The 21,113-nt window shown below is 64.9% G+C and carries 16 protein-coding genes and 3 tRNA genes; 2 read left to right on the top strand and 17 right to left on the bottom strand.

Going from position 1 to position 21,113, the window contains the following annotated elements; genetic code table 11:
- Window positions 1–40: 40 nt before the first annotated feature.
- The 4 genes from tuf to rpsL form a co-directional block, all read right to left on the bottom strand.
- The gene (gene tuf, locus BN4252_RS08655) at window positions 41–1,231 is read right to left on the bottom strand and encodes an elongation factor Tu (protein ID WP_066529446.1); all 1,191 of its coding nucleotides are present in this window, start codon (window positions 1,229–1,231) and stop codon (window positions 41–43) included.
- A gap of 345 nt (window positions 1,232–1,576) precedes the next feature.
- Window positions 1,577–3,697: an elongation factor G gene (fusA, locus tag BN4252_RS08650; protein WP_066529445.1), complete on the bottom strand. Its 2,121-nt coding sequence runs from the start codon at window positions 3,695–3,697 to the stop codon at window positions 1,577–1,579.
- A gap of 249 nt (window positions 3,698–3,946) precedes the next feature.
- On the bottom strand, window positions 3,947–4,417 hold the full coding sequence (rpsG, locus tag BN4252_RS08645) for a 30S ribosomal protein S7 (RefSeq protein WP_066529444.1): 471 nt from the start codon (window positions 4,415–4,417) through the stop codon (window positions 3,947–3,949).
- A gap of 3 nt (window positions 4,418–4,420) precedes the next feature.
- Entirely contained in the window at window positions 4,421–4,792 is a 372-nt protein-coding gene (rpsL, locus tag BN4252_RS08640) for a 30S ribosomal protein S12 (RefSeq protein ID WP_066529438.1), read from the bottom strand.
- Between the two features lie 224 nt (window positions 4,793–5,016).
- Here rpsL and BN4252_RS08635 point away from each other — a divergent pair, with 224 nt between their 5' ends.
- A complete protein-coding gene (locus tag BN4252_RS08635) occupies window positions 5,017–5,649 on the top strand; it encodes a DUF1707 SHOCT-like domain-containing protein (RefSeq protein ID WP_066529435.1) in 633 nt (210 codons plus the stop codon).
- Window positions 5,650–5,765: 116 nt separating this feature from the next.
- Here the strand turns inward: BN4252_RS08635 and BN4252_RS08630 are convergent, their stop codons facing one another.
- The 13 genes from BN4252_RS08630 to BN4252_RS08575 form a co-directional block, all read right to left on the bottom strand.
- Window positions 5,766–9,764, bottom strand: a complete 3,999-nt coding sequence (locus BN4252_RS08630; protein ID WP_066529432.1) for a DNA-directed RNA polymerase subunit beta' — start codon at window positions 9,762–9,764, stop codon at window positions 5,766–5,768.
- A gap of 119 nt (window positions 9,765–9,883) precedes the next feature.
- Window positions 9,884–13,354 (bottom strand): DNA-directed RNA polymerase subunit beta, encoded by a 3,471-nt coding sequence (rpoB, locus tag BN4252_RS08625; protein ID WP_066529428.1) that lies wholly within the window; start codon window positions 13,352–13,354, stop codon window positions 9,884–9,886.
- 372 nt (window positions 13,355–13,726) lie between these two features.
- Window positions 13,727–14,680, bottom strand: coding sequence for a DUF3068 domain-containing protein (locus BN4252_RS08620; RefSeq protein WP_066529425.1), 954 nt, complete (start codon window positions 14,678–14,680; stop codon window positions 13,727–13,729).
- A 109-nt stretch (window positions 14,681–14,789) separates the two neighbouring features.
- Complete coding sequence (gene rplL / locus BN4252_RS08615) at window positions 14,790–15,179, bottom strand: 50S ribosomal protein L7/L12 (RefSeq protein WP_066529422.1); 390 nt, start codon at window positions 15,177–15,179, stop codon at window positions 14,790–14,792.
- Between the two features lie 72 nt (window positions 15,180–15,251).
- A complete protein-coding gene (rplJ, locus tag BN4252_RS08610) occupies window positions 15,252–15,776 on the bottom strand; it encodes a 50S ribosomal protein L10 (RefSeq protein WP_066529418.1) in 525 nt (174 codons plus the stop codon).
- A gap of 397 nt (window positions 15,777–16,173) precedes the next feature.
- Window positions 16,174–16,884, bottom strand: coding sequence for a 50S ribosomal protein L1 (gene rplA, locus BN4252_RS08605; RefSeq protein ID WP_066529415.1), 711 nt, complete (start codon window positions 16,882–16,884; stop codon window positions 16,174–16,176).
- Window positions 16,885–16,952: 68 nt separating this feature from the next.
- Window positions 16,953–17,381 (bottom strand): 50S ribosomal protein L11, encoded by a 429-nt coding sequence (gene rplK, locus BN4252_RS08600; protein ID WP_066529408.1) that lies wholly within the window; start codon window positions 17,379–17,381, stop codon window positions 16,953–16,955.
- 175 nt (window positions 17,382–17,556) lie between these two features.
- Complete coding sequence (nusG, locus tag BN4252_RS08595; RefSeq protein ID WP_066530797.1) at window positions 17,557–18,354, bottom strand: transcription termination/antitermination protein NusG; 798 nt, start codon at window positions 18,352–18,354, stop codon at window positions 17,557–17,559.
- A 252-nt stretch (window positions 18,355–18,606) separates the two neighbouring features.
- A complete protein-coding gene (locus BN4252_RS11555; protein ID WP_262360155.1) occupies window positions 18,607–18,741 on the bottom strand; it encodes a hypothetical protein in 135 nt (44 codons plus the stop codon).
- A gap of 134 nt (window positions 18,742–18,875) precedes the next feature.
- Complete coding sequence (gene secE / locus BN4252_RS08590) at window positions 18,876–19,196, bottom strand: preprotein translocase subunit SecE (RefSeq protein ID WP_066529405.1); 321 nt, start codon at window positions 19,194–19,196, stop codon at window positions 18,876–18,878.
- A gap of 28 nt (window positions 19,197–19,224) precedes the next feature.
- Window positions 19,225–19,297 (bottom strand) — tRNA-Trp (locus BN4252_RS08585).
- Window positions 19,298–19,369: 72 nt separating this feature from the next.
- Window positions 19,370–19,441: transfer RNA gene (locus BN4252_RS08580), tRNA-Met, on the bottom strand.
- Window positions 19,442–19,489: 48 nt separating this feature from the next.
- Window positions 19,490–19,562: transfer RNA gene (locus BN4252_RS08575), tRNA-Thr, on the bottom strand.
- 325 nt (window positions 19,563–19,887) lie between these two features.
- Between BN4252_RS08575 and BN4252_RS08570 the strand changes: the two genes are divergently transcribed.
- Window positions 19,888–21,066 (top strand): IS1249 family transposase, encoded by a 1,179-nt coding sequence (locus BN4252_RS08570; RefSeq protein WP_066529075.1) that lies wholly within the window; start codon window positions 19,888–19,890, stop codon window positions 21,064–21,066.
- Window positions 21,067–21,113: the final 47 nt, after the last annotated feature.

The following is a 21,113-nucleotide window of genomic DNA, read 5'->3' as shown; positions in this document are numbered from 1 at the left end:
CTTAGCTCAGGCAGCTGGTGCTAGCCAGGATCCGGCTGGATTAGTCGAGGATCTTGGTCACGCGGCCGGCGCCGACGGTGCGGGAGCCCTCGCGGATAGCGAAGCGCAGGCCCTCGTCCATAGCGACCGGCTGGATCAGCTCGACGGTCATCTCAACGTTATCGCCCGGCATGACCATCTCGGTGCCCTCCGGCAGCTTCACCACACCGGTCACGTCGGTGGTGCGGAAGTAGAACTGCGGACGGTAGTTGTCGAAGAACGGGGTGTGGCGGCCGCCCTCGTCCTTGGACAGGACGTACACGGAACCCTCGAACTTGGTGTGCGGGGTGTAAGCGCCCGGCTTGATGACGACCTGGCCGCGCTCGACGTCCTCGCGCTTCAGACCGCGGAGCAGCAGAGCGGCGTTGTCGCCGGCCTCAGCGGTGTCGAGCAGCTTGTTGAACATCTCGATGGAGGTGACGGTGGTCTTCTGGGACTTCTCGCGGATACCGATGATCTCCACCTCGTCGTTGAGGTTGAGGACACCGCGCTCCACACGACCGGTAACCACGGTACCGCGGCCGGAAATGGTGAAGATGTCCTCGATCGGCATCAGGAAGTCGCGGTCGGTCTCGCGGACCGGGTCCGGAATAGCGTCGTCGCAGGCCTGCATGAGGTCGAGCACGGACTGAACCCACTTCTCGTCGCCCTCGAGAGCCTTCAGAGCGGAGATGTGGACGATCGGAGCTTCCTCGTCGTAGTCCTGCTCGGCCAGCAGCTCGCGGACCTCCATCTCGACGAGCTCGATGATCTCCTCGTCGTCCACCATGTCGCACTTGTTCAGCGCAACGAGGATGTACGGAACGCCCACCTGGCGGGCGAGCAGCACGTGCTCGCGGGTCTGCGGCATCGGGCCGTCGGTGGCGGCCACAACGAGGATGGCGCCGTCCATCTGCGCAGCACCGGTGATCATGTTCTTGATGTAGTCGGCGTGGCCCGGGGCGTCCACGTGAGCGTAGTGGCGCTTCGGGGTGTTGTACTCCACGTGGGAGATGTTGATGGTAATACCGCGCTCGCGCTCCTCCGGAGCCTTGTCGATCGCGTCGAACGCGAAGGCCTTGTTCTCCTCCGGGTAAGCGTCAGCGAGCACCTTGGTGATGGCAGCCGTGGTGGTGGTCTTGCCGTGGTCGACGTGACCGATGGTGCCGATGTTGACGTGCGGCTTCGTACGCTCGAACTTTGCCTTTGCCACTTGTTGTCCTCCTGGACTTCGTGGTGGCTACGACCTTCGCAGCCACGTGTTTACATTTGCCTTGCCTCATGGCCCGCATGCGCGAGACATGCTGCACGACCATTTCACAATGTGCCAGTTACATAATCCTAGATATCTCGAGACCGTTTTTCAAACCAAGCGATCCGGAGAAATCCTGGTCTCCCGAGCGGGTAACGGCCAGCTCAGCGCCACCCGCACACCCAGCAAAGCGGGGTTGCGGGTCCGGGCTCAGCAAGCCGCTACCCACCGGGCAGCGGCACCCACCTCTATTCCCGTGCTTCACGACCGGCGGCGTGGAGCGCGGGGGCGGGTGCTGCGTGCGACTTACTTGCCGTTGCGCTCGTCGATGATCTCCTGGGCCACGGACTGCGGAACCTCAGCGTAGGAGTCGAACACCATGGTGAAGTTCGCGCGGCCGGCGGTCGAGGAACGCAGATCGCCGATGTAGCCGAACATCTCGGACAGGGGCACCTTGGCCTTGACCACCTTGGCGCCGGAGCGGTCCTCCATGGCGTACACCTGGCCACGGCGGGAGCTAATGTCACCGTTGACGGTGCCCATGTACTCCTCCGGGGTCACAACCTCGACGGCCATGAGCGGCTCGAGCAGCACCGGCTTCGCCTTTGCCACAGCCTCCTTCAGAGCCTGGGAGCCGGCGACCTTGAAGGCCATCTCAGAGGAGTCGACCTCGTGGTAGGCGCCGTCCTCGAGGGTGGCCTTGATGTTCACCAGCGGGAAGCCAGCGAGGTAGCCGTACTGCATCGCGTCCTGGATACCGGCATCCACGGACGGGATGTACTCCTTGGGCACGCGACCACCGGTGACGGCGTTCTCGAAGGCGTAGGTGGCGGACTGGCCCTCCTCCAGCTCCTCCGGCTCCGGGTTGTACGGCTCGATGGTGACGATGACCTTTGCAAACTGGCCGGAACCACCGGTCTGCTTCTTGTGGGTGTAGTCCAGGTGCTCGACCTTCTTGCGGATGGTCTCGCGGTACGCCACCTGCGGGGAACCGATGTTGGCCTCAACCTTGAACTCGCGCTTCATGCGGTCCACCAGCACGTCGAGGTGCAGCTCGCCCATGCCGCCGATGACGGTCTGGCCGGTCTCCTCATCCAACTTCACGGTGAAGGTCGGGTCCTCCTCCGCCAGCTTCTGGATGGCGGTGCCCAGCTTCTCCTGGTCAGCCTTCGTCTTCGGCTCGATGGCCACCTGGATAACCGGGTCCGGGAAGTCCATGGACTCAAGGATGATCGGGTGATCCGGGTTGCACAGGGTGTCACCCGTGGTGGTTTCCTTCAGGCCGATGAACGCGTAGATGTTACCGGCGTCGGCGTGCTCGACCGGGTTCTCCTTGTTCGCGTGCATCTGGAAGAGCTTGCCCACGCGCTCCTTCTTGCCCTTGGTGGAGTTGAGCATCTGCTCACCCGGGATGGCCTGGCCGGAGTACACGCGGACGTAGGTCAGCTTGCCGAAGAAGGGGTGGACGGCAATCTTGAACGCCAGCGCGGAGAAGGGCTCCTCCACGGACGGCTTGCGGGTCAGGTCCTGGTCGCCGTCGACGGAGGTGCCGTGCACCTCGCCGATGTCGAGCGGGCTCGGCAGGTAGTCCACAACAGCGTCGAGGATCGGCTCGATGCCCTTGTTGCGGTACGCGGAGCCACAGAAGACCGGGTAAATCTCGGAGTTGACGGTCAGCTTGCGGATGGCGCCCTTGATCTCCTCGATCGTGAGCTCCTCGCCGCCGAAGTACTTCTCCATCAGCTCTTCGTCGGACTCGGCGACGGTCTCGAGCAGCTTCTCGCGGTACTCCTCGGCCTTCTCCTGCAGCTCGGCCGGGATCTCCTGGATCTGCGGCGGGGTGCCGGTCTCGACCTTGCCCGGCCACATCATGGCCTTCATCTCGAGCAGGTCGATAACGCCGTCGAAGTCGTCCTCGGCGCCGACCGGGATCTGCATGACCAGCGGCTTCGCGCCGAGGCGATCCACGATGGTGCTGACGGTGAAGAAGAAGTCCGCACCCAGCTTGTCCATCTTGTTCACGAAGCAGATACGGGGCACGTCGTACTTAGCGGCCTGACGCCACACCTGCTCAGACTGCGGCTCAACGCCCTCCTTGCCGTCGAACACGGCAACGGCGCCGTCGAGCACGCGCAGGGAGCGCTCCACCTCAACGGTGAAGTCCACGTGGCCCGGGGTGTCGATGATGTTGATCTGGTTGCTGTTCCAGAAACAGGTCACCGCGGCGGACGTAATGGTGATGCCGCGCTCCTTCTCCTGCTCCATCCAGTCGGTGGTGGCGCCACCGTCGTGGGTCTCACCAACCTTGCGGTTGATACCCGTGTAGAAGAGGATGCGCTCAGTGGTGGTGGTCTTACCAGCATCGATGTGGGCCATGATGCCGATGTTGCGGACCTTGTTCAGATCCTTAAGCACTTCTTGTGCCACGTTTATTACCCCAACTTTTACGTTGTCGGCGCCGCCGCCCTCCCGGTTGCCCGGGGCCGGCGGCGCCTATAGCGGATATTGTCCTTGATCGATTATTCCACTACTTAGCCTAAGTAGCAGCGTGAAGTCCGGCGCATACACGTCCGACCCGGTGGCAACTCACAGCCCCGCAAGGGGGCGGCATGAGGCCTGCGCGGGGCGCGGGCACATTGTCCACCGGGTCGGCATGCGTGCGAACGGGAGCCAGAACTACCAGCGGTAGTGGGCGAAGGCGCGGTTGGCCTCGGCCATCTTGTGGGTGTCCTCGCGGCGCTTCACGGATGCGCCGAGACCGTTGGATGCATCCAGGATCTCGTTGGCGAGACGCTCGGTCATGGAGTTCTCGCGGCGCTGGCGGGTGAAGGTGACCATCCAGCGCAGGGCGAGGGTGTTCGAGCGCGACGGCTCGACCTTCACCGGCACCTGGTAGGTGGCGCCACCCACGCGGCGGGAGCGGACCTCGAGATCCGGGCGGATGTTGCCGAGGGCCTTCTCGAGGGTGCCCACCGGGTCGGTGCCGGTCTTCTCGCGGCACATCTCGAGGGCACCGTAGACGATGCGCTCGGCGGTGGACTTCTTGCCGTCCAGGAGGACCTTGTTCACGAGCTGGGTGACCAGTTCGGAGTTGTACACCGGATCCTTAACAACGGGACGCTTCGGAGCTTGCTGCTTACGCATGATTCTTTACTGTCCCTTCTTCGCGCCGTAACGGGAGCGAGCCTGCTTGCGGTCCTTGACACCCTGGGTATCCAGCGCGCCGCGGATGATCTTGTAACGCACACCCGGCAGGTCCTTCACACGACCGCCGCGCACGAGCACCATGGAGTGCTCCTGCAGGTTGTGGCCCTCGCCCGGGATGTAGGCGGAAACCTCGACACCGGAGGTCAGGCGCACACGGGCGACCTTGCGCAGTGCGGAGTTCGGCTTCTTCGGGGTGGTGGTGTACACGCGGGTGCACACGCCGCGGCGCTGCGGGGAGCCCTTCAGGGCGGCCGTAGCGACCTTGGTCTTCTTATCGTGGCGGCCCTTGCGGACCAGCTGCTGAATAGTAGGCATTCACACTCTTTTCTGTGTCTGCGGCCAGCGCACGCGCCCGTACATGCAAAAATGGGGGCTCTTTGCGGGGCCCTTCCGTCTGCACGAACCAACGCACGCGGCGGGTGCCGCATGGAGTTCTGAAACTTCGTACCGCGCACGCGCGAACGAAACCTTGCTCAAAGTACTACAGCGCGGCCACAACAGGCAAATCCCCTGCCCCGGTTGCTTAGTACACTCAAAGTATGAGCCAGCCACACAGCGACAACCTCCCCCGCAAACGCGTCTCCCAGGTCGCACGCCAGCACGCCGTTGACACCCTCACCGCCGCGTACTCCGACGGCCAGCTCAGCACGCAGGAGTTCGACGAGCGCTCCGCCGCCGCGTGGCGCGCGACCTTCCACGACGACCTTATCCCGCTCATCGCAGACCTCGACATAGCGGAGCCCACGCTTGCCGACGTCACTTCCACCCACCCCGTCCTCCCCACCGGCGAACCCGGCGGCGTAGCCACCTCATTCGCAGTCATGGGCGGAGTTGAGCACCACGGCGACTGGCTCATCGCACCCAGCCACCTCTCCATCGCGTTCATGGGCGGCACCGACCTCAACCTCCAGCGCGCACGCTTAAGCTCCGCGCACACGTCGATACGTGTCGCGGCGGTCATGGGCGGGGGGCGCGTGGTCGTTCCCGAGGACGTCCGCGTCAAGAGCGAGGGCGCCGCAATCATGGGCGGCTTCGGCATCGTCGACCACCCGAGCGTGACCGTGCCCCAATCCGAGCTTCCCCCCAACGCGCCGTCGATCACCATCTCCGGCTTCTCCTTGATGGGAGGTGTTGAAGTTATCCGCGCCGCGCGCGACGCCGAGGTGGGCTGAGGGTCGGAGTCGCGCGGCGGGTGGAATTGGCGTCGATAAGCAAACATGCGAAAGGGCGGGCCCCTGAAGTGGGGAACCCGCCCTTTTGAAGCAGACCTAGCTACAGTGCCAGTGGGCTAGATCTGGTCGAAGCCGTACTCGTCCAGCGGCACGGAGGCGCCGGTGAACTCGCCGTAGCCCTCGTCGCCGTAGATCGAATCGCCGAAGCTCGGGATCGAGTAGGCCGCGGAGCGGGCCGCCTCGGTCGGCTTGACCTGGATGTTGCGGTAGCGCGAGATGCCGGTACCGGCCGGGATCAACTTACCGATGATCACGTTCTCCTTCAGGCCGATGAGCTTGTCGGAGCGCTTGTTGATCGCGGCGTCGGTGAGCACGCGGGTGGTCTCCTGGAAGGAGGCCGCGGACAGCCAGGACTCGGTTGCCAGCGATGCCTTGGTGATGCCCATGATCTCGGAGCGCATCTCCGCCGGCTCGCCGCCGTCCGCCACTGCCGCGGCGTTGACCTGGCGCGCCTCGGAGAGGTCGACCAGGGTGCCCGGCAGGAACTCGGTGGTGCCCGAGTCGATGACGGTGCCGCGGCGCAGCATCTGGCGGATGATGATCTCGATGTGCTTGTCGTGGATGGACACACCCTGGGTGCGGTACACGGCCTGCACCTCGTTGATCAGGTGCTTCTCCACGCCGCGGCGGCCGAGGACCTCGAGCACGTCGTGCGGGTCGGCGGCGCCGCGCAGGAGGCGCTCGCCCACCTCGACGTGGTCGCCCTCGCGCAGGGTGCGCTCGATGTAGGCGTCCGGGTTGGACTCCATCGGGCGGCGCACCTGGGCCAGGCCCTGGCGCTTGGACAGCTTCTCGTAGACCACGTCGTCCGAGCCGTCATCCGGGTGGATGGTCAGCGTCCAGAAGTTGCCCTCGTCCTCCAGAGTGATGGTGCCGGCCGCCGACGCGATCGGTGCGCGGTTCTTCGGCACGCGAGCCTCGAACAGCTCCTGCACGCGGGGCAGACCACCGGTGATGTCGCCGCCGACACCACCCTGGTGGAAGGTACGCATGGTCAGCTGCGTACCAGGCTCACCAATGGACTGGGCGGCGACGATGCCCACGGCCTCGCCGATGTCCACCAGCTGGCCGGAGGCCATGGACTTGCCGTAGCACTTCGCGCACACACCGGTCGGGGTCTGGCAGGTGAGCACGGAGCGCACCTTCACGTCGGTCACGCCGGCCGCCACGAGGGCGTCGATACGCTCCTCGGACAGTTCGGTGCCGGCCTCGAGCACCACGTTGCCGTCGGCATCGGTGGCATCGGCGGCCAGGACGCGGCCGGAGACGGAGGTCTCCACCAAGTCGTGGCGCACGAAGGCATCGCCCGCGGCCTCCGCCACCGGCACGCGCACACCCTGGTGGGTGCCGCAGTCGTCCTCGCGCACGATGACGTCCTGCGCCACATCCACCAGACGGCGGGTGAGGTAGCCGGAGTCGGCGGTGCGCAGCGCGGTATCGGCCAGGCCCTTGCGGGAACCGTGGGAGTTGTTGAAGTACTCCATCACGCTCAGGCCTTCGCGGAAGGAGGTCTTGATCGGGCGGGTGATGTACTCGCCGCGCGAGTTCACAACCATGCCCTTCATACCGGCCAGTGTCCAGATCTGGCGCATGTTGCCGGCCGCGCCGGACTTCACAATCATCGGGATCGGGTTGTCGTCCGGGTAGAGGTCCTCCACGGCCTGACCCACCTTGTTGGTGGCGTCCTGCCACAGCTCGACCAGGCGGTCGTAGCGGTTCTCCTCGGTCAGCGCGCCCTTCTCCCAGAACTTGCGCTCGATCTCCTCGGCCTCGCGCTCGTACTCCTCCAGGACCTCGGTCTTGTTCGGGAGCACCAGCACGTCGGACATGGTGATGGTCACGCCGGAGCGGGTGGCCCAGTAGAAGCCGGCGTCCTTCATCTTGTCCAGCACCTGCGCAACGGTGATCATGGGGTACTTCTCCACCATGGACTGGATGATGTCGCCCAAAAGCACCTTGCCGGAGCCGCCGCCCTTACGCACCATCGCGCCTTCCTGGTACGGGAAGTTGAACGGCAGCAGCTCGTTGAACATGATGCGGCCGAGCGTGGTGGTGGTCATCCACGGCTGGCCCTTGGACCAGCCGTCCGGGAACTGCTCAAGCTCGATCTCCGGCGTCGGGCGCAGGTGGTCGATGCGCACCTGGATCGGCGCCTGCAGGCCGAGCACGCCGCGGTCGTACGCCATGATGGCCTCGCGGTAGGAGGAGTACACGCCGCGTGCCGGGCCCTGCTCGTCGGCCGGCTTGTACGCGCCCTCGCCGCCGATCTCGTCCTCGCCCTTGAGCATGGTGAGGAAGTAGAGGCCGGTGACCATGTCCAGGCGCGGCATGGCCAGGGGCTTACCGGACGCCGGGGACAGGATGTTGTTGGAGGACAGCATGAGCACGCGGGCCTCGGCCTGCGCCTCGGCGGACAGCGGCAGGTGCACAGCCATCTGGTCGCCGTCGAAGTCGGCGTTGAAGGCCTCGCACGCCAGCGGGTGCAGCTGGATGGCCTTACCCTCGACCAGCTTCGGCTCGAAGGCCTGGATGCCCAGGCGGTGCAGGGTCGGCGCGCGGTTGAGCAGCACCGGGTGCTCGGAGATGGCCTCCTCGAGCACGTCCCACACCTCGGGGCGCTGGCGCTCCACCATGCGCTTGGCGCTCTTGATGTTCTGCGCGTAGTCATTGTCCACCAGGCGCTTCATCACAAACGGCTTGAACAGCTCGAGCGCCATCAGCTTCGGCAGGCCGCACTCGTGCAGCTGCAGCTGCGGGCCGACGATGATCACGGAACGGCCGGAGTAGTCCACGCGCTTACCCAGCAGGTTCTGGCGGAAGCGGCCCTGCTTGCCCTTGAGCAGGTCGGACAGGGACTTCAGCGGGCGGTTGCCCGGGCCGGTGACGGGGCGGCCGCGACGGCCGTTGTCGAACAGCGCGTCCACGGACTCCTGCAGCATGCGCTTCTCGTTGTTCACGATGATCTCGGGCGCGCCGAGGTCGATCATGCGCTTGAGGCGGTTGTTGCGGTTGATCACGCGGCGGTACAGGTCGTTCAGGTCCGAGGTGGCGAAGCGGCCACCGTCGAGCTGCACCATCGGGCGCAGCTCCGGCGGGATCACCGGAATCGCGTCCAGGATCATGCCGGCCGGGTCATTGCCGGAGCGCTGGAACGCGGCGACAACCTTCAGGCGCTTCAGCGCGCGAACCTTCTTCTGGCCCTTGCCCTCGGCGATGATGGTGCGCAGCTCCTCGGCCTCGGCGTCGAGGTCGAAGCCGCGGATCAGGGTCTGGATCGCCTCGGCGCCCATGCCGCCGGTGAAGTAGTCCTCGTAGCGGTCCACGAGCTCCTCGTAGAGGTTCTCGTCGATGATCATTTGCTTCGGCGCGAGCTTGGTAAAGGTGGTCCAGATCTCGTCCAGGCGCTCCACCTCGCGCTCACCCGCCTCGCGGATGTGCTGCATCTCCTTGTCCGCGGCGTTCTGCACCTTCTTGCGGGCAGCGGCGGTCGCGCCGGCGGCCTCGAGCTCGGCGAGGTCCTCCTCCAGCTTCTGCGCGCGCTCCGCGATCTCGGAGTTGGCGTCCGCCTCAACTTCCTTCTTCTCCAGGATCATCTCCGCCTCGAGGGTGGACATGTCGTTGTGGCGGGCCTCATCGTCCACGGAGGTGATGATGTTGGCGGCGAAGTAGATGATGCGCTCGAGGTCCTTCGGCGCCAGGTCCAGCAGGTAGCCGAGGCGCGAGGGCACGCCCTTGAAGTACCAGATGTGGGTCACGGGCGCGGCCAGCTCGATGTGGCCCATGCGCTCGCGGCGCACCTTGGACTTGGTCACCTCGACGCCGCAGCGCTCGCAGATGATGCCCTTGTAGCGCACGCGCTTGTACTTGCCGCAGGCGCACTCCCAGTCGCGGGTCGGACCGAAGATGCGCTCGCAGAACAGGCCGTCCTTCTCCGGCTTCAGGGTGCGGTAGTTGATGGTCTCCGGCTTCTTTACCTCGCCGTGGGACCAACGACGGATGTCGTCGGCGGTGGCCAGGCCGATGCGAAGCTCGTCGAAGAGGTTTACGTCAAACACGTAAATATCCCTTTCACCTTCCACGTTCGGAAGGGTGTTCGTTTATTAGTGCTAGTTCGTTTTTCGAAAGGGTTGCGTCGAGAAGCAATTGCTTGCCGACGCCCCCTTCGAACCTGGCGCTAGGCCGTATCCGCCGCGGACCCCTCGTCGCGCGAGAGGTTAATGCCGAGGGAGGATCCTGCCTGGTCGAATTCGTCGTCGTCGCCGTCGAGCTCCATCGGGGTGCCGTCGGTGGAGAGCACCTCCACGTTCAGGCAGAGGGACTGCAGCTCCTTCAGCAACACCTTGAAGGACTCCGGAATGCCCGGATCCGGGATGTTGTCGCCCTTCACAATGGCCTCGTACACCTTCACGCGGCCAACCACGTCGTCCGACTTGATGGTGAGCAGCTCCTGCAGGGTGTAGGCGGCGCCGTACGCCTGCATCGCCCACACCTCCATCTCGCCGAAGCGCTGGCCACCGAACTGGGCCTTACCACCCAGCGGCTGCTGGGTAATCATGGAGTACGGGCCGGTGGAGCGGGCGTGGATCTTCTCGTCCACGAGGTGGTGCAGCTTGAGCATGTACATGTAGCCCACCGAGATCGGGTACTTGTACGGCTCGCCCGAGCGGCCGTCGAACAGCGTGGTCTTGCCGTTGCCGTCCACCATCACGTCGCCGTCGCGGTTCGGCTTGGAGTTCGCGAGCAGGCCCGCGATCTCCTCGTTCGTCGCGCCGTCGAACACCGGGGTGGCGGTCAGGGACTCGGCCGGCACGTCGTAGAGGTGCTCCGGCAGGGTCTCCAGCAGCTTGGCGTTCTTCGGGTCGTCCGGGTTCACGGTCCAGCCGGCCTTGGCCAGCCAGCCCAGGTGCACCTCGAGGACCTGGCCGATGTTCATACGGCGCGGCACGCCGTGGGTATTCAAGATGATGTCCACCGGGGTGCCGTCCGCCATGAACGGCATGTCCTCCTGCGGGAGGATCTTGCCCACGACACCCTTGTTGCCGTGGCGGCCAGCCATCTTGTCGCCATCCTGGATCTTGCGCTTCTGAGCAACGTAGACGCGGATCATCTCGTTCACGCCCGGGGCCAGATCGTCATCGTCCTCGCGGGAGAAGCGGCGCACCGCGATAACCTTGCCGGTCTCGCCGTGCGGCACCTTCAGGGAGGTATCGCGCACCTCGCGGGCCTTCTCGCCGAAGATGGCGCGCAGCAGGCGCTCCTCCGGGGTCAGCTCGGTCTCGCCCTTCGGGGTGACCTTGCCCACCAGGATGTCGCCGTCGCGCACGTCCGCACCGATGCGGATGATGCCGCGCTCGTCCAGGTCCTTCAGCACGTCCTCGGACACGTTCGGGATCTCGCGGGTGATCTCCTCGGCACCCAGCTTGGTGTCGCGGGCGTCGATCTCGTGCTCCTCGATGTGCACGGAGGTGAGGATGTCCTCCTCCACCACGCGCTGGTTGAGGATGATGGCGTCCTCGTAGTTGTGGCCCTCCCACGGCATGAACGCCACGAGCAGGTTGCGGCCGAGCGCCATCTCGCCGTTCTTGGTGCCCGGGCCGTCGGCGATGACCTGGCCGGCCTCGACGCGCTCGCCCTGGCTCACAATCGGGGTCTGGTTGTAGCAGGTGCCCTGGTTGGTGCGCTCGAAGGTGCGCAGCATGTAGGTGTCGCGCACGCCCTCGTCGTCCATCACGGTGATGAAATCGCCCGTGACGTTCTCAATCACGCCGGCCTTCTTGGTAATCACCGTGTCGCCCGCGTCGTACGCCGCGCGCTGCTCCATACCGGTGGCCACGTAGGCCGCCTCGGAGCGCAGCAGGGGCACGGCCTGCTTCTGCATGTTCGCACCCATGAGGGCACGGTTCGCGTCGTCGTGCTCCAGGAACGGAATCATGGCGGTGGCCACGGACACCATCTGGCGCGGGGAAATGTCCAGGTAGTCCACGCCCTGCGGGCCGACCACGCCGATGTCGCCGTCCTTCAGGCGCACCTCGATGCGCTCGCCGGTGAGGTTGCGGTCCTTATCCATCGGGGTGGCCGCCTGCGCGATGGCGTAGCGGTCCTCCTCGTCGGCGGTGAGGTAGTCGATCTGGTCGGTGAGCTGGCCGTTGTCCACCTTCTGGTACGGCGTCTCGATGAAGCCGAAGGGGTTCACGCGCGCGTAGGACGCGAGCGCGCCGATCAGGCCGATGTTCGGGCCCTCGGGGGTCTCGATCGGGCACATGCGGCCGTAGTGGGACGGGTGCACGTCTCGCACCTCGATGCCGGCGCGCTCGCGCGAGAGGCCGCCCGGGCCCAGCGCGGACAGGCGGCGCTTGTGGGTCAGGCCGGACAGGGAATTGTTCTGGTCCATGAACTGCGACAGCTGGGAGGTGCCGAAGAACTCGCGGATGGCGGCGGAGACCGGGCGCACGTTGATCAGGGACGTCGGGGTGATGGACTCCGCGTCCTGGGTGGTCATGCGCTCGCGGACCACGCGCTCCATGCGGGACAGGCCAACGCGGACCTGGTTCTGGATCAGCTCGCCCACGGTGCGCAGGCGGCGGTTGCCAAAGTGGTCAATGTCGTCGGTGCTGATCGGGATCATGTCGCCGTTCGGCGCCTTCATCTCGGTCTCCCCGGCGTGCAGGCGCACGAGGTACTCGAGGGTGGTGGCGATGTCCTCCTCGGTCAGCGTCATCAGACCCTCGTGGTCCCCGCCCAGGCCCAGCTTGCGGTTGACCTTGTAGCGGCCCACGCGCGCAAGGTCGTAGCGCTTGGCCTTGAAGAAGGCGTTCTCCAGCAGGGACTGCGCCAAGTCGCGCGTCGGCTGCTCGCCTGGGCGCTGCTTGCGGTAGATCTCCAGCAGGGCCTCGTCGGTGTTGGCCACGCCGTCGGACTCCAGGGTGGCCATCATGATCTCGGAGAAGCCGAAGCGCTCCGTGATCTGCTCGGTGGTCCAGCCCAGGGCCTTCAGGAGCACGGTCACCGGCTGGCGGCGCTTGCGGTCGATGCGCACGCCCACGGTGTCGCGCTTGTCCACGTCGAACTCGAGCCAGGCGCCGCGGGACGGGATGACCTTCACGGAGTGCAGCGGGCGCTCGGTGGACTTATCAATCGTCTCATCGAAGTACACGCCCGGTGAGCGCACGAGCTGGGAGACCACGACACGCTCGGTGCCGTTAACAATGAAGGTGCCCTTGTCCGTCATCAGCGGGAAGTCGCCGATGAAGACGGTCTGGGACTTGATCTCCTGCGTTTCGTTGTTGATGAACTCCGCGGTGACGTAGAGGGGCGCGGAGTAGTTGATGTCCTTGTCCTTCGCCTCCTCGATGGAGTACTTCACGTCCTCGAAGCGCGGCTCCGACAGGGACAGGCTCATGTTGCCCGAGTAGTCCTGGATCGGGGAGATCTCCTCGAGGATGTCCTCGAGGCCGCTCGTCACGCGCGCCGCGTCGCCGCGCAGCTCCTGCTCGCGCTCGCGCCACTCCGGCGTGCCCACGAGCCACGCGAAGGATTCGAGCTGCACGTCGAGGAGACCCGGGACGGAGATGGGCTCGGCGATTTTGGCGAACGAGTAGCGCTCGGGCGCCCCGGGGATTTCAGCCACTGACCTGGTCTGGTTCATGGTCTGGTTTGAGACTGCCAAGTTTTGGGTCCTTCCAGCACCTCAGGCGGACGCCGCGTACACCCTGCTCTGGCACAGCAAGATCGCGGCGTTTCCGCTGGTTAAATTAGCATTTGGTCTGCTTCGGAAGACCCGCCCCCAGAGACAACAAAATCACCTTGTCAAATCGGTGTGTAAAACCGCTCGAGCAAGGTTTGCGCGCACACTGGAGACGGCTTCCAGCGCAACGAGTTAGCCTATACCACAATCGTGCGCTTGTAAAGGGCACCCACCCCAGCGCCTCTTCCCGCGCCGCCGCCCCGTATAGCCGTCCGGGGCGCCGCTGCGCGATGTAGCCGGAAGCCTACCACCACCAGCCGCCCGCGCGGGAAATCAGCGCGCGTGCCGCGGCGGGCGGGTCTCGCGGGAGCGACGCCGAGCCGCGGCCATGGCAAGCCCCACCAGTGCGAGCAGCGCGCCGGCGGCCGCGACGGCCCAGGAGATCGAGCGGCCGCGGGACTCAGGCTCCACGCCGGCCAGCTCCCCGAGCAGGGCGCGCACCTGGGCTTCGTCCGCACGCGCGTCGTACGTCACCACGTTGCGGATGCCGCGGCCCTGCGCGTCGCCGTAGTAGTCATCCACCTTCTCATCGATGCCCACCACGAGGCCGCTCACCTGATCCACCGTCAGCACGCGCTCGGCGGAGTGGAAGAGGAAGGCGCGCACCGGCTCCCCGCCGGGCCCCTCCACGTACGTGGTGTTGCGCTCGTCGGCGAAGCGCTGCGCCAGGTTGGTAGGCGCGATGCGCTGGTGGAAGCGGTACACGCTGCGCCCCTCCAGCTCGTCCTCGCCCACAAACTCGGCGGGAGCCGCTCCGCGCAGCACCGGGTCGAAGACGTCGTAGCTGCGCTGCTCCACGTCCACGGGGAACTTCAACCACACGCCCTCGACGGGCACCTCGGCAGCGGGCATGGCCATCACCAGCTGCGCGCTGGCGGGCTCGGGCACCTCGCCGGTCACGCGGTCGAAGGCGAAGGCCCAGGTGGAGGCGGACACCAGGTTGTCAAAGTCGGCGCCGGCCACGCCCGCGCGCAGGGAGTCGCCCACGCGCACGTTCACCGTGTCCCCGTCGGAGGGGTTGCGCACCTCCATGTGCAGCTGCCGCACCACCGGCTCGCGGCGCCCGTCGCGCACGCCGTCCGGGTCCGACATGGTCCACGTGGTGTTGGTTAGGGACAGTGGAAAGCGGGCGTCGATAAGCAATGCCCTCGGAGCGAGCAACCCGCCCACGATGAGGGCGATGCCGAGTCCGACAAGCAGCGCGGGGAGCGCCCGAGATTTCCGCATGGCAGGCACCTTACCGCAGCCCCCTCAATCGGCGGCCGAGGGGAGGAACGCGAAACCCCCTCCGTTCGCGGTTGCGACCGGAGGGGGTGACGCTGAAAAGCAGAAGCTCTTACTTGAGGGTGACGGTAGCGCCGGCCTCTTCGAGCTTGGTCTTGGCGGCCTCGGCGTCGTCCTTGCTGGCGCCCTCGAGGATGGCCTTCGGGGCACCCTCGACCATTTCCTTGGCGTCCTTCAGGCCCAGGCCCGGAACCAGCTCGCGCACGACCTTGATCACGCCGATCTTCTTGTCGCCGGCGTTCTCCAGCACGACGTCGAACTCGTCCTTCTCCTCAGCCGCAGCAGCCTCGCCGCCGGCAGCGCCCGGAGCGGCCGCAACTGCAACCGGAGCAGCAGCGGTCACGTCGAAGACCTCCTCGAACTCCTTCAGGAACTCGGAGAGCTCGATGAGGGTCATTTCCTTGAACTGCTCAATGAGCTCGTCCTTGGTGAGCTTAGCCATGATGGCATCCTTTCTTTCGGCCGCCGCATGCGGCCGGTAAATGGGGTGTGTAGTTGTTGGTGCGGGCGCCGCTTACGCGGCGTCCTCCTGCTTGTCCTGCAGCGCGGCAACGAGTCGTGCCGTCTTGGATGCCGGAGCCTGGAACAGGCCGGCAGCCTTCGCCAGAGAGCCCTGGAACGCGCCGGCGAGCTTGGCAAGGGTGGTCTCGCGGTTGTCCATCTCCGCGACGGCAGCAACCTGGGCTGCGTCGAGGGGGTTACCGTCCATGTAGCCGCCCTTGACAACGAACGCGTCGTTGTCGCTGGCGAACTTCTTCATCGCCTTCGCGGCGTCAACCGTGGCGTCGCCCTTGATGAAGGCGACGGCGGTCGGGCCGACAAGGAGATCATCGAGACCCTCAATGCCCTGCTCGTTGGCAGCGATCTTCACGAGGGTGTTCTTGGCGACGTGCAGTTCAACATCAAATCCGAGCTCACCGCGCAGCTGCTGCAGCTGGCCCACGGTCAGACCGCGGTACTCGGTGAGGAACACAGCGCTGGAGCCTGCGAACTTGTCCTTCAGCTCTGCAAGCTCAGCAACGTTCTTCGGGTTTGCCATGACACACGCCTCCTTCCAATACTTGTCTTGTTGTATCCGCCCGGGGCAGTTGCTTGTCGACGCTCCCGATGGAACCAACCAGCCCCAACGGAGTACCGAAACAAAAACTGCCCCGTGCAGAAGCACGAGGCAGTCTTGTTTAAGAGGTGCCACGTTTCTCCTGCGTGGGCCGATCCCCTTGAAGGGGGATACCTTCGACTCCCGTTGCTGTTGCGCCGGGAGTAGCCGACGGTCTTCGGTGAAACTTGAGCTCGGGCCAAAGCCCGTTCAAACTTCGAGCGGTAATGCTAGCGCTGGCGGGCGGCAAACTCCAAATCGCCCTTCTGAGAAAAGCAGCGGCGCCCCCACCCGGGCAGTTCCTGGGCGGGGGCGCTGGGGCCGTCGGGGCGCTAAAGGGCTACGCCTGCTCGGTGTAGTTCTTCTGCACGGACGGGTCAACCTGGATGCCCGGGCCCTGCGTGGCGGACACGGTGATCTTCTTCAGGTAGATGCCCTTGGCGGACGCCGGCTTCAGGCGCAGCACCTCGTCCAGCAGCGCGCCGTAGTTCTGGGCGAGCTGCTCCGGGGTGAAGGATGCCTTGCCGATCAGGGCGTGGAGGTTGGAGGCCTTGTCCACGCGGAAGGCGATCTTGCCGCCCTTGGAGTCCTGCACGGCCTTCGCCACGTCAGGGGTGACGGTGCCGGTCTTCGGGTTCGGCATCAGGCCGCGGGGGCCGAGCACGCGGGCGACGCGGCCTACCTTGGCCATCTGGTCCGGGGTGGCGATGGCCACGTCGAAGTTGATCTGGCCGTTGTTGATCTGCTCGATCAGCTCGTCGGTGCCCACGATGTCCGCGCCGGCCTCCTGGGCCTTGGTCGCGTTCTCGCCCTCGGCGAAGACGGCCACGCGCACGGTCTTACCGGTGCCGTTGGGCAGGTTGACGGTGCCGCGGACCAGCTGGTCAGCCTTGCGCGGGTCGACAGAGAGGCGCATTGCCACGTCGATGGTCGCGTCGTAGTTCTTGGACGAGGTCTCCTGCGCGAGCTTCACAGCCTCGAGAGGGCTGTAGAGCTTCTCGCGGTCAACCTTGGAGGACTGCTCGTTGTAGTGCTTGGACTTAGTAGCCATGTTGTGTTCCTTTCAGGATTGTGGTGAGCGGGCCTGGCACGGCCCTGCCACGAGAAGTGAGCGAGGTGCTACTTCTCTACCTCGATGCCCATGGAGCGGGCGGTACCGGCGATGATCGCGGCGCCAGCCTCGATGTCGCGGGCGTTGAGGTCGTTCTTCTTGGTCTCGGCGATCTCCTTGCACTGCTCCCAGGTCACCTTGCCCACCTTGTCGGTGTGCGGGACGCCGGAGCCCTTCTGCAGGCCGGCGGCCTTCAGCAGCAGGGACGCAGCCGGCGGGGACTTCAGCACGAAGTCGAAGGAGCGGTCCTCGTAGACCGTGATCTCGACCGGGATGATGTTGCCGCGCATAGACTCGGTAGCCGCGTTGTACGCCTTGGTGAACTCGACGATGTTCACGCCGTGCGCACCCAGCGCCGGACCGACCGGCGGAGCCGGGTTAGCCATGCCAGCCTCAATCTGCAGCTTGATCAGGCCGCTGACCTTCTTCTTAGCCATCGGATTACCTCTTTTCCTTGGTACAGGCCGCGCCACGATGCTTAACGGGGCCTTCCGGATGCCGGGAGTGACCCAGCCACCGGGGATGAACGATCAAAAAACGCCGCGCAGCCTGTATGCAGGCATGCGCGGCGCTTGATGTTACGCGGTCGGTGCGGGCGAACGCAAAAACGTGTTAGATGATCCGCTCGATCTGGTCGGCGGTGAGCTCCACCGGGGTCTCGCGGCCGAAGATGGACACGAGCGCCTCGATCTTGCCGGTCTCCGGATCGATCGCGTTGATGGTGGCGGAGACGCTGGCGAGCGCGCCGGAGAGGATGGTCACAGCCTCGCCCACCTTGTAGTCGTGCGCAACCTTCGGCGCGTTGTCCTCCTCCGGCATCGCGATGACGGTCTCGCCATCCTCGTTCGCCGCGGCCTTCTCGCCCGCAACCGGCTCGGTCTTGGGCATGAGGAACTTGGCCACGTCGCGGTGCTTGACCGGGGTGGCGTTGCCCTCGTTGCCCACGAAGCTGGTCACGCCCGGGGTCTCGCGGACCACGGACCAGGCGGCGTCGTTCATTTCCATGCGCACCAGCACGTAGCCCGGCAGCAGCTTGCGCTTGACCAGCTTTCGCTTGCCGTCTTTGAGCTCCAAGGCCTGCTCGATGGGCACCACCACGTCGAAGATGGAGTCCTCCACCTCGAGGGTCTGGATACGCATATCCAGGTTGGTCTTCACCTTGTTCTCGTAGCCCGAGTAGGACTGGATGATGTACCACTCGCCGGGGAGCTTCTTCAGCTCCTTGGTGTACTCGCGCAGACGGCGGCGGTACTCGGAGTCGCTCTCCTCCGCCTCCCCGCCAAGCGCCGCCTCGGCCGCGGCCAAGTCGCCGTCCTGGATCGGCTCCTCCTCAACCTCAGCCTCTACCTCGGCGGAGGTGTCCAGCAGCGGCTCAGTCTCGGGCTGCACGGGCGCGCCCTCATCGATCATCTCCTGGTTGTCTTCGATCTCCTCGACAACCTCGGTGATCGACTCGGCGGCCTCGGCACTCTCAGGCTCGGTCTCAAGCTCGGCCTCGGCAGCCTCGCCCTCCGGGGTGTCCTCGAGGTAGCCGGCCTCCGCCGCCGCCTCCAGCTCGGATTCCGGCGCGCCGGCCTCGGCGGCGCCGTCGCGGCCGTCGCGGCCGTCGCGGTCCTCGCGCTCCACGTTCAGGTCCTGCTCGTTATCCATGCGTGTTCCCCCCTAGTTGGAGGTTTCCTCCTCCTCGCGCTCCGGGTCGGTGCTGGGCTGCACGGGGCCTCCCTCCGCGATCATCTTCTCCTCGCGCTGCTCGAGGTTGCTCTCGTTGTTCTTCGCGTCGTTCTTCGCGTCAGCCATGGTCGGCTCCTCTCGTACTCGGTTACCCGTTGCTGCGTTGTAAGCGTACCCACCCTTGCATGAGGTGAGCCTAAAACGTATCCCGCCTCCCTCGGCGTCCGAGGTGGCGGGAATTGGTACGTGGGTGAGTATAGCTAGCGGATCAGGGTCCACTCAACTAGCTTCGCGCCGAGCAGGTCGGTGCCCCACATGAGCAGGGTGGTCACGATGAGGAAGGCGAACACGATCAGCGTGTAGTTGAGCATCTGGCGACCGGTGGGCCAGATCACCTTCTTCATCTCCGAGGCCACCTCGCCGGGGAATGCCCCGATCCCGCCCCCGGGGGTGTCCTCGTCGCGCTCCTGCTTGGCGGGAGCGCGCTTCTCCTCGTACGAGGAGGATGAGACAGGAGAAGTCCCCTGCAGCTGACGCTTGCCGGTCGGCTGCGCGGGGGTCTGACCGTTCGGATTAGTCAAAAGAACTCCTCCAACTTCCACGTTCTTGCAGGGGCGACAGGACTCGAACCTGCAACCTACGGTTTTGGAGACCGTTGCGCTACCAATTGCGCCACGCCCCTAGGACACCGCGGAGCAGTCCGCAATGCACCTAGACCCTACCACGGGCGCCTAGGCCCCCGTTTCAAGGTGAGTAGCGATGGAGAGAATTGAACTCTCGACACAGCGATTATGAGTCGCTTGCTCTACCACTGAGCTACACCGCCATGTGTTCGCGCCGCTCGCGCCCGTGGCACTAGGCGGACAAACAACAGAGCCCCCTGACAGAATCGAACTGTCGACCTTTTCCTTACCATGGAAACGCTCTGCCGACTGAGCTAAGGGGGCACAGCCTCTATGTTGTGAACCTCACCTTCCGGTGTGGCCCGCTCCGTTGAAGCCTTGAAAAGAGTAACCCGATACTGTTTTAGAACACAAATCGCCAGCTGAAAGCGTTTTTTTGGGGCATTTTGCTTCTCGACGCTCCCCTACCCCGCCCCCACCCCAAGCGCGGGTTAAGGGTCAGAATGTGTGTCCGGAATCGGTGATTTCCGGGACCTGACCTCGTTCTTCAGCGAAAGTATACGCTTCCAGGGCGTATACCGAGCTGGGGTCGGCGAAATCCTCGGTGTGGCAATCGGGATGTGGTATGCGCTTTTGGTGTTGTAGCCCAATGCCAAAGAACCGACCACGCTGCCACTGCGGCGCTGAAATGAAACGCAACGGCACCACATCTAAAGGCACAACCCGGTGGCGGTGTAAAGCCTGTGGCTTCTCCGCCTCCAAAAAACGCCCCGACGTCACCAACGCCGCCACGTTCGCCCAATTCATCACGCACTGCACCACCACGGAGACCCTCTCGGTCACCGCGAAACGACTCGGCGTGAGCCGCTCCACACTGAAACGGCGTTTCACCTGGTGTTGGCTCGTTGACGTGCCTGATCCCACCATCAGTCACACCGGGCGCGTCTACGACCAGATCTTCATTGACGGCACCTACACCGCAGGCGGGTGCCTTATCGTCGCCGCAACTATCGACCACGTCATTGCCTGGCACTGGTGCTACCGGGAAACCAGTCGCGACTACCAACACCTGCTCTCACGTATCCCCGCCCCCTTGATCGTTGTGCTCGACGGTGGGCAAGGCGCAGCAAGCGCGATCAAAACGTGTTGGCCAACTACCAAAGTGCAGCGTTGCTTAGTTCACGCTCAACGCGTTGTGCGCCGCCACACCACCTCGCGCCCGCGCACCGACGCAGGACAAACGATCTACCGGCTGGCGCTCAACCTCACCCAGATCACCACATTGGACCAGGCCGCCACCTGGGGTGGGCAGCTGCATGAATTCTCCACCATCTACCAAAAATGGATGAACGAGAAAACCAGAAGCAAAGACCCCGCAACCGGAATGTGGGTCACCACCTGGACCCACGCAAACGTGCGCAAGGCCTACAACAGCCTCAATCACCTGTGGCGAAACAACCTGCTGTTTGTCTACCTCGACCCACCCGAAGGCGTACTCGATCCCGCCCGAGTCAAAGCCACAACCAACAGTCTTGAAGGCGGGATCAACGCCCAAGTCAAAGCACTTGCCCACGCCCACCGCGGGCGCACCAACGAGCACCAACGCCGCATGCTCGACTGGTGGCTGTATCTGAAAACAGAACTGCCTGACGACCCCATCAAGATCGCCAGACAGTCCAACTGGGGAAAGGATCAACTCGCCAAAGTCCAGATCCTGACCCACGACGAGAACCGCGCCGACCACGAAACAGGACGACCAGCCCTCTACGACAACGCTATCGACACCAACTACAACCACTCAACAGGCATCCAAAAAGGCCAGATCTAACCCCAGCGACACGCCGACGCCAGACACACTTTTTGACCCTTAACCCG

The sequence above is a fragment of the Corynebacterium bouchesdurhonense genome (assembly GCF_900078305.2).
Taxonomy (GTDB): Bacteria; Actinomycetota; Actinomycetes; order Mycobacteriales; family Mycobacteriaceae; genus Corynebacterium; species Corynebacterium bouchesdurhonense.
The sequence above is the reverse complement of the archived record's forward strand: the minus strand, read 5'-3'. Positions and strand labels throughout refer to the sequence as shown.